Genomic DNA, 14,235 nt, shown 5'->3' with positions numbered 1-14,235 from the left:
GCGATGCAGTTCGGACGCACGTACGAGGAGTTCGAGGTCGGGGCGACGTACAAGCACTGGCCGGGCAAGACGGTCACCGAGTACGACGACCATCTCTTCTGTCTCCTCACCATGAACCACCACCCGCTCCACATGGACACGAACTATGCGGAGAGCACGACGGACTTCGGCAAGAACGTCGTCGTGGGCAACTACATCTACTCCCTGCTGCTCGGCATGTCCGTCCCGGACGTCTCCGGCAAGGCGATCGCCAACCTGGAGATCGAGTCGCTCAAGCACGTGGCGCCGACCTTCCACGGCGACACGATCTACGGCGAGACGACCGTGCTCGACAAGTGGCCCTCGAAGTCGAAGAACGACCGCGGGATCGTCCACGTCGAGACCAAGGGCTACAAGCAGGACGGCACCCTCGTGTGCGTGTTCCGCCGCAAGGTGATGGTGCCGACCGAGACGTACATCAAGGAGCGCGGCGGCGAGCAGCCCGGCCGCCCGGAGCTCAAGCAGCAGGAGAAGTAAGCCATGGCCCGTCTCGCCCAGACCGCCGGTCTGACCGACGTCCAGCAGGAGATCCTCTCCACCGTCCGGGACTTCGTCGACAAGGAGATCATCCCGGTCGCGACCGAGCTGGAGCACCGCGACGAGTACCCGCAAGCGATCGTGGACGGCCTGAGGGAACTCGGCCTGTTCGGACTCATGATCCCCGAGGAGTACGGGGGGCTGGGCGAGTCGCTGCTCACCTACGCGCTGTGCGTGGAGGAGATCGCCCGCGGCTGGATGTCGGTGTCCGGCATCATCAACACCCACTTCATCGTCGCGTACATGCTCAAGCAGCACGGCACGCAGGAGCAGAAGGACCACTTCCTGCCGCGCATGGCGGCCGGCGACATCCGCGGTGCCTTCTCGATGTCGGAGCCGGGACTGGGCTCCGACGTGTCGGCCATCACCTCCAAGGCGGTGAAGGACGGCGACGAGTACGTCCTGAACGGCCAGAAGATGTGGCTGACCAACGGCGGTACGTCCTCGCTCGTGGCCGTCCTCGTCCGCAGTGACGAAGGACACCCCGAGGGCACGGCGCCCCACCGGTCGATGACCACCTTCCTGGTCGAGAAGGAGCCGGGCTTCGGCGAGGTCCGCCCGGGCCTCACCATCCCCGGCAAGATCGACAAGATGGGCTACAAGGGCGTCGACACCACCGAGCTGATCATGGACGGCCTGCGCGTACCGGCCGACCGGGTGCTCGGCGGGGTCACCGGCCGAGGTTTTTACCAAATGATGGACGGCGTGGAGGTGGGCCGGGTCAACGTGGCGGCCCGTGGCTGCGGCGTCGCTCAGCGTGCCTTCGAACTGGGTGTCCGCTACGCCCAGCAACGCCACACTTTCGGCAAGCCGATCGCCCAGCACCAGGCCATCCAGTTCAAGCTGGCGGACATGGCCACCAAGGTCGAGGCCGCGCATGCGATGATGGTCAACGCGGCACGCAAAAAGGACTCCGGGGAGCGAAACGACCTGGAGGCGGGCATGGCGAAGTACCTGGCCTCCGAGTACTGCAAGGAGGTCGTGGAGGACGCCTTCCGGATCCACGGCGGCTACGGCTTCTCCAAGGAGTACGAGATCGAGCGCCTCTACCGCGAGGCACCGATGCTGCTCATCGGTGAAGGTACCGCCGAGATCCAGAAAATGATCATCGGGCGCAGGCTGCTCGAAGAGTACCGCTTCCAGGGCTGATTATCCGGGTACGGGGTGTTTTCTCCGAGAAGAAGATCACACCCCGTGAACGGGCTTCAGCCGCCGACTCGACTGCCTGGCTTGCCCAGTTGTGGCCCGCGACCGGTACGATCCCCGGAAAGCCGCCGTCCCCCGTCAGAGCGCGGCATCATCCGCTACGAAGGTCATCCATGCCCCACAGCCAAACCTCTGCACACCGCGACAGCCTGGTAGGCGCACGCCTCGCGCGCGGAGCATCGCCGTGGCTTCTCCCGACCGTCGCCACCGCAGCCCTCAGCCTGGCCCGCGCCCGCCGCTCGGGCGCCGCCAAGGCCGTCGCCGTGCCCGTCACCGCGCTCGCGGCGGGCATGCTGTGGTTCTTCCGCGACCCCGAGCGCGAGATCGCCCAGGGCCGGGTGATCTCGCCCGCCGACGGTGTGGTGCAGAGCATCATGCCGTGGAAGGACGGGCGCACCCGCGTCGCGATCTTCATGAGCCCGCTCAACGTCCACGTCAACCGCGCTCCCCTCGCGGGCACCGTGACGTCGGTCGAGCACATCCCCGGCGGCTTTGTTCCTGCTTTCAACAAGGAGAGCGAGAACAACGAGCGCGTAGTCTGGCATTTCGACACCGAACTCGGCGACATCGAGATGATCCAGATCGCCGGCGCGGTGGCCCGCCGCATCGTGCCCTACATCCCCGAGGGCACGAAGGTCGAGCAGGGCGACCGCATCGGTCTGATCCGCTTCGGCTCGCGTGTCGACCTCTACCTGCCCGAGGGTGTGGAGGTCGCGGTCGAGGTCGGACAGAAGACCGTGGCTGGGGTGACTCGCATTGACCGTGATTGATCCGGAGACCCAGGCGGGCTGGGTGCCAGAGGCCGACGACGTGGACGACGACGAGGAGATGCCCCTCTCGCTGCGCCTGTCGATAGCGGACACCCTGACGCTGGGCAACGCCACCTGCGGGTTCATGGCGGTGTACTTCACCACCACCGGCATCCTGATCCCGCACCTCACCGGCAGCCAGGAGTCCGGCATGGCCCGCCACAGCGCGGCCACGGCGGTCATCCTGATGCTCTGCGCGGCGGTCTTCGACCTGTTCGACGGCCTGGTGGCACGCAAGCTGCGCTCCTCCCCGATGGGCGCCGAACTGGACAACCTGTCCGACCTGATCAGCTTCGGCCTCGCCCCCGCCTACTTCGTGCTCGTCTACGGCATGGTCGCCGACGACGCGCACCAGCGGGTGGCGGCGGTGGGCGCGATCGTGGTGCTGCTGGCGGTGGTGCTGAGACTGGCCCGGTTCAGCTGCGTGACGCTGAAGGACGGCACGTTCCAGGGCATGCCCTCGCCGTTCGGCGCGCTGACGGTCGTCTCCATCGTGCTGCTGGAGCTGCCGTTCGTCGCGACGCTGCTGGCGATCCTGGGGACGGCGTGGCTGATGGTCAGCCGCGTGGAGTACCCCAAGCCGCGGGGCCGCCTCGCCGGCGCGATGCTCGGCTGGATCGTGCTGTCGATGGGTCTCCTGGCCGCGTGGGCCTTCGACGCCCCGAGCGGACAGCTGCTGCTCCAGACGGGCTGCGCGCTCCAGCTGGTCATGGGCGCGGTGATCCCGCTGTTCGCCACGGCCCGACGGGTGAACAACTTCCGCGACAACCGGCGCGAGGCGCGGGCGACGCAACTGCCGTGACGTCCCGCCGAAAGGGCCCCGGATCCGACGAGGATCCGGGGCCCTTCGCTGTGCCGGAGCGGTCACCGGAGTCCCCTGACGGCCCACCGACCGACGCCGGTGGACGCACTGTCAGGCCAGCAGCCGGGCCCACGGGTGCCATGGCCTACCGGCCCATCGATCCGGCCCCGTCGGCCGACCGGCCGGACGCGGCAGACGCCTGACCGGTCATCGGCCCGCCGGCCCACCGCGGGGCCCGACGGACTCCCCCGCCAGCCGACCGGCCCGGATCCCCTGGGTGCCGGCGTCTCTGCCGGCTCCCGGCGGGCCCGCGCCGGTCAACCGGCCGGACCCCGTGGGCGCCTCGCCGGCCGGGCCGGACCCCGCGGGTATCCTGCCGGCCAGGCGAGCGCGGTAGCGGGGGCGCGGGGCAGGGGCCGCGGCAGGGGCAGGGGTCAGCTGAGGTAGTCCTTGGCTATGTGGGCCGCGATCTGCTCCAGGATGGGGCCCGCCTCGGCGATGCAGCGGGCGACGTCCGGCTCGACGGACGTCAGGGGGTACGCCCGCTCGATGCCGGCCCGCAGCAGCGCCTCGTCCGGCAGGGTGAGCCGTCCGCACACCGCCACCACCGTCCGGCCCGCCGCCCGCGCCGCCGCGGCGACCCCCGCCGGCGCCTTCCCGTGCAGGGTCTGCTCGTCGAGCGAACCCTCCCCGGTGATCACCAGCGAGGCCCGCTCCAGGGCGGGCGCGAAGCCCAGCACGTCCAGCATGACCTCGATACCGGGCCGGAACCGGGCGCCCAGGAGCAGCGCGCCGAAGCCGATGCCGCCCGCCGCGCCCGCGCCCGGTGCCGCGGCGTACTCCGCCGCGCGCGGACCGGCCGTCGCCTCCAGCACCTCGGCGAAGTGGGCGAGGGCCGCGTCCAGTACCGCCACGTCGTCGGGTGTGGCCCCCTTCTGCGGGCCGTACACCGCCGGCGCGCCCTTGGGTCCGGTCAGCGGATTGTCGACATCGCTGGCCAGCACCAGTTCGACCGAGGCCAGCCGGAGATCGAGGCCGGAGAGGTCGGCGCGGGCCAGAGCGGCCAGGCCGCCGCCGCCCGGCGGCACCGGGTCCCCCGCCTCGGTCAGGAACCGGGCGCCCAGCGCGGACAGCATCCCGGCGCCGCCGTCCGTCGTGGCGCTGCCCCCGACGCCGAACACGATCGTCCGCGCGCCCGCGTCCAGCGCGGCCCGCAGCAGCTCCCCGGAGCCGTACGTCGAGGCGGTCAGCGGCGCGAACACACCGGCCGGGAGGTGCTGGAGCCCGCTCGCCTCGGCCATCTCCACGACCGCGGTGCCGTCGCGCAGCGCGAACGCGGCCGTCACCTCCTGGCCGAGCGGCCCGGCGACCCGTACCTCGCGCCGTTCGAAACCGGCCGCGACGGCCGCGTCCACGGTGCCGTCGCCGCCGTCGGCCACGGGCAGCGCCTCGGCCTCGAGGTCCGGCACGACCCGGCGCAGCCCGGCCGTCACCCGCTCGGCGACCTGCACGGCCGTCAGCGAGCCCTTGAACTTGTCCGCGGCGATGAGCACCCGACGGGGCTCGTTCCCTACAGCGTCCGCCACCTTGTCTTCCCCTTGCTCTCCGGGCCCCGCGCATGTCAGGGCCAGTCGCGCCGCTGCGACCATAACCGCAGGACACCTCCGCCGTCATGCCCCGCCCGAACCGTGGGAAGCCGCCCGCGCGCCGAAGCCCCGGCAAAGTGGGTACACCCCTGCCATGAGCACCCAGCGCAGCGGACCCGGCCTCGGCGACCGCATCCACGGCGGCTGGCTCGGCCGGATCGCGGGCAACATGCTCGGCAAGCCGGTGGAGCAGGGCGAGGTGTGGACCCGCGACCGCATCGACCGCTATCTGCGCCGGGCCGCGGCCCTGCCGCTGACCGACTATCTCCCCGAGCCCGCCGACCCGGCCGAGGCCGCCGTCCTGCGCCCGGAGTGGCGCCAGTGCGTGCGCGGCCGGATCCACGGCAGCTGCCGGGACGACGACATCGACTACGCGGTCCTCGGCCTGCACCTGCTGGAGACCCACGGTTTCGGCTTCAGCACCGAGCAGGTCGGCGACCTGTGGCTGCTCAGGCTGCCGTACCTCCAGACGTTCACGGCGGAGCGGGCGGCGTACCGCAACCTCGCGAACGGGCTGAAGCCGCCGCTGACGGCGACGTACGACAATCCGTACCAGGAGTGGATCGGCGCGCTGATCCGCGCCGACGTGTACGGCTGGACCTGCCCGGGTGACCCGGCCCGGGCCGCCGGCCTGGCCCGCCGGGACGCGGTGCTGTCGCACACCGGCAACGGGGTGTACGGCGCGATGTTCGCGGCGGCGCTGATCGCGGCGGCCTTCACCGCCCCGGCCGTGCGGGACGCGCTGGAGAGCGCGCTCGCCGTGATCCCGGCGAGCAGCCGCCTCGCCCGGACCGTACGGCGGGTCGCGGCCCTGCACGAGACCCGGCTGCCCTGGGAGGAGACGCTGGCCACCGTGGCCGCGGAGACCGCCGGGCTCGGCTGGATCCACACCGTGCCCAACGCGGCCGTCCTCACCGCCGGACTGCTGTACGGCGACGGCGACTTCACCCGGACCATCGCCCTGACCGTGCGCGGCGGCCTGGACACCGACTCCAACGGGGCGACGGCGGGCTCGGTGGCCGGCGTGTTCACCGGGGCGGACGCCATTCCGGCGCAGTGGCGCGATCCGCTGGAGGACACGGTCCGCAGCGCGGTGTTCGGCTTCGACGGCGTACGGATCGGTGCGCTGGCCGAGCGCACCCTGCGCCTGGCGGTGGACGGGACATAGCGGGCCGGTGGCTGGTTACCCTTCCTGGATGACCACGACTCCTGATTTCGCCACGTACATCGCAGGCCTGCCCCGGATCATCGCCGGTGCCGCCGCGCTCTTCCGGGACGCCGAGGGCCGGGTGCTGCTCGTCGAGCCCAACTACCGTGAGGGCTGGGCGCTGCCGGGCGGAACCATCGAGTCCGACGACGGGGAGACCCCGCGGCGGGGCGCGCGCCGGGAGACGCTGGAGGAGATCGGGCTCGACCGGGAACTCGGCCGGCTGCTGGCCGTGGACTGGGTGCGCGGTGTGGGCCGGCCGCCGCTGGTCGCCTATCTGTATGACGGTGGTCTGCTGACCGAGACCGACCTGAAGGCCATCCGCCTCCAGGAGGAGGAGCTGCTGTCGTGGCAGCTGGTCGCCCGGGACGACCTCACCGCGTATCTGCCCGGGGCGCTCGGCCGCCGGGTGCTGGCCGCCCTGGACGTCCTCGCGGACGGCTCCGGCACGGCGGAACTGGAGAACGGCAACCGCGTGTCGTGACCGCCCGGCCGGCCCCCTGATGTCCGTTCGCGGCGGGCGGGGAGCCCCGCCTGCGCCCGGTCGCACGACCGGGCCGCTCGTCGCCGCTCCAGGTGCACCCCGCGGCCGGGCTGGCGGGCGTCGCCGCCGGCCACGGGGCCCGGCTGGTCATCGTCGACGCCGAACCGACGCGACTTCCGCGTCCGGGGCGCTCAGAAGAGTGCGCTGCCGCGCTCGAAGTCGAGCAGGCGCCGCTTGCGGTCCAGTCCGCCGCCGTAACCGGTGAGGCTGCCGTCGGAGCCGACCACCCGGTGGCAGGGAATGATGATGCCGACGGGGTTGCGGCCGTTGGCGAGGCCGACGGCGCGGGAGGCCCGGGGATTGCCGAGGAGGTCGGCGAGTTCGCCGTACGTACGGGTCTCTCCGTACGGGATGCGGGCCAGCTGCTGCCAGACGCTGCGCTGGAACGGTGTTCCGTGCAGCCCGAGCCGGACGGTGAACCCGGTCGACTCGCCCGCGAAGTACGTCTCCAGCTGCTCCCGGGCCTCGGCGAAGACGGGCAGGGTGTCGTCGCGCGGCCCGAAGGACTCCTCGCCGGGGCGGTGCCGCTGGCCGGCCATGTACAGGCCGCACAGGGCGCCTTCGGTGTCGGCGACCAGGGTGAGCAGCCCGTAGGGGCTGTCGGTCACGGTGTGGTGGTTCATCGGGTTCCTTCAGGCCGGGAGGAAGTTGATCGGGTGGGTGTCGGTCGCCCACAGGTACTGCACGGCGTACGCCCGCCAGGGCCGCCAGCCCGCCGCGCGGGCGGTGAGCGCGGCCGGGGTGGACGGCAGGCCCAGGTCCTTCGCGGCGCGGCGGATGCCGAGGTCGGTGGGGAGGAAGGCGTCGGGGTCGCCGAGGGCGCGCATCGCGATGATGTCGGCCGTCCACGGCCCGAAGCCGGGCAGCGCCAGGAGCCGGGCGCGTGCCTCGGCCCAGTCGGTCTCCACTCCCAAGTGAAGAGTACCGTCCGCGAGTTGGCGGACGAGGGTGGTGAAGGTGGTGCGCCGGGTGCGGGGCATCGCCAGGGTCTCGGGGTCGACGGCGGCCAGTGCCTCCGGGGTCGGGAAGAGGTGGGTGAGCCCGCCCTCCGGGTCGTCCAGGGGCTTGCCGTGCGCGGTGACCAGGCGGGCCGCGTGGGTGCGGGCGGCTGCGGTGGACACCTGCTGGCCGAGCACGGCACGGACGGCGAACTCGTCCTCGTCGACCGTGCGCGGCACCCGGCGGCCTGGGCCGCGGTCCACCAGGGGGGCGAGCAGCGGATCGGCGCGCAGCCGGTCGTCGACGGCGACCGGGTCGGCGTCCAGGTCGAGCATGCGGCGGCAGCGGCTGATGGCCACGGTCAGGTCGCGCAGGTCGCTGAGGGTGAGACGGCAGGCGATGTGGTCGGGCCGCGGGGCGAGGGCGACGATGCCGTGCCCGTACGGCAGCCGGAGCGTGCGCCGGTAGGCGCCGTCCCGCCACTCCTCGACGCCGGGTACGGCGGTGGCGGCGAGGTGGCCGAAGAGGTTCGACGGGTTCAGGGGGTCGCGGAACGGCAGCCTGAGGGTGAGCACGCCCGGGGTGCCCGCGCCGCTGCGGGGCGCCCGGGCCCGTAGCTCGCCCGGGGACAGGGCGAAGACCTCGCGGACGGTGTCGTTGAAGGCGCGCACGGAGGAGAAGCCGGCCGCGAAGGCGGTCTCCGCCATGGGCAGCGGGGTGGTCTCGATGAGCAGCCGTGCGGTCCGGGCGCGCTGGGCGCGGGCGAGGGCGAGGGGGCCGGCGCCCAGCTCGGCGAGCAGCTGCCGCTCCACCTGCCGGGTGCTGTAGCCGAGCCGGGCGGCGAGTCCGGGGACGCCTTCGCGGTCCACGACGCCGTCGGCGATCAGACGCATGGCGCGGGCCACCAGGTCGGCGCGCTGGTTCCACTCCGGGGAGCCGGGGCTGGTGTCGGGGCGGCAGCGTTTGCACGCCCGGAACCCGGCCTGCTGGCAGGCCGCGGCGCTCGGGTGGAAGGTCATGTTCTCCGGCTTGGGCGGCACGGCCGGGCAGCTGGGCCGGCAGTAGATGCGGGTGGTCAGGACGGCGGTGAAGAACCAGCCGTCGAACCGCGCGTCCTTCGACCGCACGGCCTGTACGCACTGCTCCCGGTCGAGGTGCATCCCTGTCTGCATGCGTCCAGCATGGGCCACGGTCCGCCCCGGCCGCTGGCGGAAATCCGACACGTACGTCGACCTGGCCAGGGACCCGGCCGACCGGATCGAGTAGTCGGGCCCGTTTCGCCACTGTGTTCGGACGGCGCGGCCGGTGCCTGGGGTCCCCGGGCGCGGAGCGACCTCAGACGGCTCGCTCCTGGCGGAACCGGGTGATCCACTCGGCGGTGGTGCGCAGGCCGCCGAAGGTGTAGAAGTGCACCTTCACCACGCCGTGCCGCTCGGGGTCGTACCGGTCGGCCAGCGCGCGCAGGAAGCGGTCCGGGCCGGCCGTCCCCATGAGGTTGGTCAGTGAGAAGCCGTACTTGCGGGCCACGGAGGCGCTGGTGCCGACGCCGAACCGGGCGGCGTAGCCGAGCAGCCGGCGCACTCCGGCCGGGCCGGGGACGCCGATGCGGACGGGCAGGTGCACGCCGCGCGCGCGGAGATCCTCCAGCCAGGTGAGGACCGGGTCGACGTCGAAGCCGAACTGGGTGATGACGTCGCCGGTGAACCGGTGGGCCGCGATGGCCTCCGCCTTCTCCGTCAGCGCCGCCCACAGGGCCGGGCCGGGTATCCCGGGATGGCCCTCCGGGTAGCCGGTGATGCCGACGTGCCGGACGCCGTGCAGCCGGAGCGGCCCGGTGCGCAGGACGGCGAGGGCGTCCTCGTAGGGGCCCTCGGGCCGGGCGGGGTCGCCGCCGACGACGAACACGTTCTCGGCGGTGCCGTCGGCCGCCAGTCCGGCGAGGAACTCCTCCAGGGCGGTCCGGGAGGGCAGGCGCCGCGCGGAGATGTGCGGTACGGGCACGAACCCGAGCCGTCCGACCGCGCGGGCGGCGGCCAGCCGGGTGACGGTGTCCTCACCGGCGAGGAAGGTGATGTTGATCCGGGTGCCCGGTGGAATGCCGTCGCGCGCCTCCTCGAGGCCGGGCGTGTCCCTGCCGGTCATCTCCAGGGAGAAGTCGTCCAGCAGGGAGGTCCCGGTGCCCTGCCCGGGGCTCCCGGTGCCGTGCGGGCAGGGGGCACCGCCCTCGGAGGGGGCGGTGACGGCGGGGTTCATCGTGCTCCTCGTACGGCGTGGTCCTGGCCCGGGCCGATGATGCCACGCGGCCCGCCGGGATCGCCGTCCAGGGGTCCCGGGTCAGGCCGCGGCCGCTTCCTGCCGGGACGCGAGCGCCCAGATGACGAACACGTCGAGCGCCATCACGATCACCGACCAGAGGGGCGCGTACGGCAGGAACAGGAACTGGGCGACGAGGCTGAGCGCGGCAAGGAACAGGCCGGTGAAGCGGGCCCAGGTCTCGTCCTTGAGCAGGCCGATGCCGGTGCCCAGGACGAGGACGCCGAGGACGATGTGGATCGTGCCCCAGCCGGTGAGCGTCATCTTGTAGACGTAGGCACCGATGCGGACGTAGACGTGGTCCCCGACGACCGCGGCGATCCCCTGGAGCAGGGCGAGGATGCCGCTGCACACCATGAGGACTCCCGCGAACGTGACGCCGCCGGTCGTCCAGCCGGCGTCCCGGGCCCCGGGCCGGCGTGGCGGCCGTGAGCCGCCCGCGGGTTCCGGTCCGGTGGGCTGCGCTGCCTGGCTCATGAGCGTGTCCTTTCTGCCTCCCCGTTCCCCGGAAGGGACCGCGCGCCCGTGGGGAGCGCGCGGGCACCTCCGAGCGTCGGGCCGGCAGCCCGCGGACGCACCCGCGGCGACGCCGTTCGGGTGAGCGGCCGGCGCGAGCCCGTGCCGTCGCGCCGCACGGGAAAGGGTTCGGCCGGCGTGGCGGAGTCCGCCCGCGCCGGCCGCGCCGGTGGCTCAGGAGTGCTCGGGGTCCGGCGTCAGAACGTGACGTCCGAGCAGGCGTAGAACGCGTTGCCGGTGTCCGCGATGGTCCACACGCCGAGGATGACGTGATGGCCGCTCAGTCCTGCCGGCAGGGTGCCGCTGTGGCTGAGGGTGGCCGGCGGCTGCTTGCCGCCGTAGGGGACCGTCAGGAACGGCGTCGTGTTCAGGTCGGCGCGTGACAGGGCGTGGTCCTGGTTCCAGCCCTGCTTGGTGACGTAGCGTGCCGCGCCTCGAACTGCCAGCGGAAGGTGTAGCTCTGGCCGCCGGTGACCTTCGTGGTGGGCCACTCCGCGCCCTTGGGGGTCCGGGCGCCGTCGAGCTGGCCGAAGCGGCTCTCACCGCCGGAGCAGAGCTGTCCGTCGGCCGGTCCGCCCGCCGGGAAGCCCTTGGGACCCTCGACGCACTGCGGCTCCCACTGGATCTGGCGGCTACTTGAGCATGTCCAGACCAATCAGAGGACGGCTTCCACCCGTCCGGCGCGGGCCCCCGTCGCGCCGGACGGGCGCCGGACATGACCGCGCCGGACATCTCCGCGCCGGACACCCGTAGGGCCCGGCCGTCACCGGCCGGGCCCTACGTACTTCACAGTGGCGTGCGCGTCAGACCTCGACGCCCGCGGCTACCAGCGGTACCAGCGGCCCTTGCGGCCACCGCTGTCCGCGGAGCGGACCACGAAGCCCAGCAGCCACACGATCAGGACGATCACCGCGATCCACCACAGCGCCTTCAGTGCGAAGCCCGCACCGAAGAGGATCAGAGCCAGAAGAAGAACCAGAAGCAGGGGAACCATTGTTATCAACCTCCTGGCCATCGCATGCCCTTACTTCAGTCCTACAAGCACACAGAATATGAGTTAGTTCTTCACATCGGCGGGCATACTCGCGCGCCGTGCGTTGTTCCCGCTCTCCCGCGCGGTACGCGTCACGGTTCGGGAACCACGGACCGCGTCGACTGCGGGGCGGGCCGGAGCAGTTCACGAGCCGAGCACCCGGAATCGAGGTCTTCGGTCAGGCACAGGTCGAAACCCCGCTCGTCCCGGCGCACCTGAGCCGACAACAGGCATGCTCCCGCCGGGGACGTGATCTCGAGAGCGATGGTGTCACCGCTGGCGAAGGAGGCGTCGGCGTAACTGGTGCCGGTGTCGTCCACCGGGCCGAAGAACGCCCAGTGACCTGTGACGGCGTCGGGGCAGGAGGTGCCTCCCAGCAGGGCGTTGTGCAGCGCGGTGCCCGCCATGCGGCGGTCGGCCGCGAGGGTGAGGCGCGCTCCGGCCGCGTTCGTCCAGCCGCCCACCGCCTCCGGCTCGCGCATCGAAGCCACCCCGCCCCCCGCGTTCACGCAAGCGGCACACGCGCCCACCAGTACGGCCGCGAGGAACACGGCTCGCTTCGCCTCGGTCGTCATCCATCCCCCACACGTGATTGAACGCGTTCAGAATAGTGCGCCCGAGGAGGGGCCGGGCACCGTGCGCCGGGCTATCCGGGCAGTTGCCGGGCGAACGCCTCGTACGCGCGGTCGTCGAACAGGACGAACCGCACCTCTTCGACGCCGGTCGGCGTGTTCCGTACGGTCTCCGTCGCGATGCGGGCCGCGTCGTCCATCGGCCACCCGTACACGCCCGTGGAGATCGCCGGGAACGCGACCGTGCGGGCACCCAGCTCGTCGGCGACCCGGAGACACTCCCGGTAGCAGGACGCGAGCAGCGCGGACCGGTCGTCCGAGCCCTGGTACACCGGGCCGACGGTGTGGATCACCCAGCGGGCGTCGAGTTCACCCGCCGTGGTGGCGACGGCCCGGCCCGTGGCCAGGCCCTTGCCATACCAGGAGGCGCGCAGCGCGCGGCACTCCGCCAGGATCGCGGGGCCGCCGCGGCGGTGGATGGCGCCGTCCACGCCCCCGCCGCCGAGGAGCGAGGAGTTCGCGGCGTTGACGAGGGCATCGGCGCGCTGGCGGGTGATGTCGCCCCGGACGAGGACGAGGCGGGTCATGTCTGCCTCAGCCTGCGCCAGACGGCCTTGGCGGCGTTGTGCCCCGACATGCCGTGGACACCGGGCCCCGGCGGAGTGGCCGAGGAGCAGATGAAGACGGCCGGATGGGGCGTGTGGTACGGGAAGAGGGACAGCTTGGGGCGCAGCAGCAGCTGGAGTCCGGAGGCCGCGCCGCAGGCGATGTCACCGCCGACGTAGTTGGCGTTGTGGGCGGCCATCTCGGCGGGGCCGGCGATGGCGCGGGCGAGGACGCGGTCACGGAAGCCGGGGGCAAAGCGCTCCAGCTGGCGTTCCAGGGCGTCGGTGAGGTCGCCGGACCAGCCGTTCGGCACATGGCCGTAGGCCCAGAAGACGTGCTTGCCCTCGGGGGCGCGGGTCGGGTCGACGACGCTGGGCTGCACGGTGATCATGAAGGGCCGGTCGGGGGCGCGGCCCTCCCGGGAGGCGGCGCGCAGAGCGGTGCCGATCTCGGCCTGGCTCGCGCCGATCTGGACGGTACCGGCGACGCGGGCCTCGGGCGCGGTCCAGGGCACCGGGCCGTCCAGCGCGTAGTCGATCTTGAAGACGCCGGGGCCGTAGCGGTAGTTCGCGTAGTGGTCGCCGAAGCCCGCGATACGGGCGAGCGCGGTGGGCGAGGTGTCGAAGACGTAGGCACGCGCCGGCGGCAGGTCGTCCAGGCGCTTGACCTCGTAGTCCGTGTGCACCTCACCGCCGAGGTCCGTCAGATAGGCGGCGAGGGCGTCGGAGATGGCCTGGGAGCCGCCGCGCGGCACCGGCCAGCCGCGGGCGTGGGCGGCGAGGGCGAACACCAGCCCGATGGCACTGGTGGCCAGGCCGTTGAGCGGTGCCATCACATGGGCGACCAGACCGGAGAAGAGGGCCTTGACCTGTTCGTCCCGGAAGCGGCGCATCAGCCAGGTGGACGGCGGCAGCCCGACCAGGCCGAAGCGGGCCAGGGTGACGGGGTCGCGCGGGAGCGCGGTCAGCGGCAGGGACATGAAGTCCCGTACGAGCGTGTCCCAGTGGGCGAGGAGCGGCTCGACCAGTCTGCGGTACGGGCCCGCGTCGCGCGGTCCGAACGAGGCGGCTGTCTCGGCCACCGACCGGGACAGCACGGACGCGGTGCCGTCCGGGAACGGGTGGGCCATGGGCAGCGGGGCGTGCAGCCACTCCAGGCCGTACCGGTCGAGCGGCAGGGCGCGGAACGCCGGGGAGTTGATGCCTAGGGGGTGGGCCGCCGAGCACGGGTCGTGCCGGAAGCCGGGCAGCGTCAGCTCCTCGGTGCGGGCGCCGCCGCCCACCGTGGGCCGCGCCTCGAACAGGGCCACGGAGAAGCCCCGGCGGGCCAGCTCCACGGCTGCGGTCAGTCCGTTCGGTCCCGCACCCACCACGACCGCATCGAGCATCGACGACACCTTCGGACCCCTTCGTCAGCCGACGGCCATTCGCGAGCAGGATATGCCGGGAGCCTGCCCTCCCCCGGGC

15 protein-coding genes and 2 pseudogenes are annotated in these 14,235 nt (G+C 72.6%); 7 read left to right on the top strand and 10 right to left on the bottom strand.

Features of this window, described 5'->3' with window-relative positions:
* The first annotated feature begins 3 nt into the window (after positions 1-3).
* From AB0F03_RS27580 to pssA, 4 genes are all read left to right on the top strand, one after another.
* Positions 4-516, top strand: a complete 513-nt coding sequence (locus AB0F03_RS27580; protein ID WP_361996609.1) for a MaoC family dehydratase — start codon at positions 4-6, stop codon at positions 514-516.
* A 3-nt stretch (positions 517-519) separates the two neighbouring features.
* On the top strand, positions 520-1,725 hold the full coding sequence (locus AB0F03_RS27575) for an acyl-CoA dehydrogenase family protein (protein WP_356825105.1): 1,206 nt from the start codon (positions 520-522) through the stop codon (positions 1,723-1,725).
* Positions 1,726-1,895: 170 nt separating this feature from the next.
* Entirely contained in the window at positions 1,896-2,552 is a 657-nt protein-coding gene (locus AB0F03_RS27570) for a phosphatidylserine decarboxylase (protein WP_361996607.1), read from the top strand.
* A gap of 22 nt (positions 2,553-2,574) precedes the next feature.
* Complete coding sequence (pssA, locus tag AB0F03_RS27565; RefSeq protein WP_361996605.1) at positions 2,575-3,393, top strand: CDP-diacylglycerol--serine O-phosphatidyltransferase; 819 nt, start codon at positions 2,575-2,577, stop codon at positions 3,391-3,393.
* Positions 3,394-3,827: 434 nt separating this feature from the next.
* On the opposite strand, the gene AB0F03_RS27560 is transcribed toward pssA, so the two are convergent.
* Positions 3,828-4,979, bottom strand: coding sequence for a glycerate kinase (locus tag AB0F03_RS27560; protein ID WP_361996603.1), 1,152 nt, complete (start codon positions 4,977-4,979; stop codon positions 3,828-3,830).
* A 154-nt stretch (positions 4,980-5,133) separates the two neighbouring features.
* Here AB0F03_RS27560 and AB0F03_RS27555 point away from each other — a divergent pair, with 154 nt between their 5' ends.
* The 3 genes and pseudogenes from AB0F03_RS27555 to AB0F03_RS27545 all read left to right on the top strand — a co-directional run.
* Positions 5,134-6,207: an ADP-ribosylglycohydrolase family protein gene (locus AB0F03_RS27555; protein WP_361996601.1), complete on the top strand. Its 1,074-nt coding sequence runs from the start codon at positions 5,134-5,136 to the stop codon at positions 6,205-6,207.
* A 28-nt stretch (positions 6,208-6,235) separates the two neighbouring features.
* Positions 6,236-6,730 carry an NUDIX hydrolase gene (locus AB0F03_RS27550; RefSeq protein WP_361996599.1) on the top strand — a complete coding sequence of 165 codons (495 nt, stop codon included), beginning with the start codon at positions 6,236-6,238 and terminating at the stop codon, positions 6,728-6,730.
* A gap of 80 nt (positions 6,731-6,810) precedes the next feature.
* A pseudogene (locus AB0F03_RS27545) lies at positions 6,811-6,900 on the top strand (NAD-dependent deacetylase); the annotation flags it as partial.
* Between the two features lie 21 nt (positions 6,901-6,921).
* Here the strand turns inward: AB0F03_RS27545 and AB0F03_RS27540 are convergent.
* The 9 genes and pseudogenes from AB0F03_RS27540 to AB0F03_RS27500 all read right to left on the bottom strand — a co-directional run bounded on the left by AB0F03_RS27540 (position 6,922) and on the right by AB0F03_RS27500 (position 14,156).
* Positions 6,922-7,413, bottom strand: coding sequence for a methylated-DNA--[protein]-cysteine S-methyltransferase (locus AB0F03_RS27540; protein ID WP_361996597.1), 492 nt, complete (start codon positions 7,411-7,413; stop codon positions 6,922-6,924).
* A 9-nt stretch (positions 7,414-7,422) separates the two neighbouring features.
* Positions 7,423-8,901 (bottom strand): AlkA N-terminal domain-containing protein, encoded by a 1,479-nt coding sequence (locus AB0F03_RS27535; RefSeq protein WP_361996595.1) that lies wholly within the window; start codon positions 8,899-8,901, stop codon positions 7,423-7,425.
* A 163-nt stretch (positions 8,902-9,064) separates the two neighbouring features.
* Positions 9,065-9,871 (bottom strand): methylenetetrahydrofolate reductase, encoded by an 807-nt coding sequence (locus AB0F03_RS27530; protein ID WP_361996717.1) that lies wholly within the window; start codon positions 9,869-9,871, stop codon positions 9,065-9,067.
* Between the two features lie 192 nt (positions 9,872-10,063).
* Positions 10,064-10,519 (bottom strand): hypothetical protein, encoded by a 456-nt coding sequence (locus tag AB0F03_RS27525; RefSeq protein ID WP_361996593.1) that lies wholly within the window; start codon positions 10,517-10,519, stop codon positions 10,064-10,066.
* 236 nt (positions 10,520-10,755) lie between these two features.
* Positions 10,756-11,183: pseudogene (locus AB0F03_RS27520) on the bottom strand (lytic polysaccharide monooxygenase); the annotation flags it as partial.
* Between the two features lie 198 nt (positions 11,184-11,381).
* Positions 11,382-11,552, bottom strand: coding sequence for a hypothetical protein (locus AB0F03_RS27515; RefSeq protein ID WP_037661814.1), 171 nt, complete (start codon positions 11,550-11,552; stop codon positions 11,382-11,384).
* 131 nt (positions 11,553-11,683) lie between these two features.
* The gene (locus AB0F03_RS27510) at positions 11,684-12,166 is read right to left on the bottom strand and encodes a hypothetical protein (RefSeq protein WP_361996591.1); all 483 of its coding nucleotides are present in this window, start codon (positions 12,164-12,166) and stop codon (positions 11,684-11,686) included.
* Between the two features lie 71 nt (positions 12,167-12,237).
* On the bottom strand, positions 12,238-12,750 hold the full coding sequence (locus AB0F03_RS27505; RefSeq protein ID WP_361996589.1) for an O-acetyl-ADP-ribose deacetylase: 513 nt from the start codon (positions 12,748-12,750) through the stop codon (positions 12,238-12,240).
* Complete coding sequence (locus AB0F03_RS27500) at positions 12,747-14,156, bottom strand: NAD(P)/FAD-dependent oxidoreductase (RefSeq protein ID WP_361996587.1); 1,410 nt, start codon at positions 14,154-14,156, stop codon at positions 12,747-12,749. The genes AB0F03_RS27505 and AB0F03_RS27500 overlap by 4 nt, the downstream gene beginning before the upstream one ends.
* Positions 14,157-14,235 lie beyond the last annotated feature (79 nt).

The organism is Streptomyces sp. NPDC028722, assembly GCF_040637655.1.
Taxonomy (GTDB): domain Bacteria; phylum Actinomycetota; class Actinomycetes; order Streptomycetales; family Streptomycetaceae; genus Streptomyces.
This window is presented reverse-complemented; position numbering and strand designations above follow the sequence as displayed.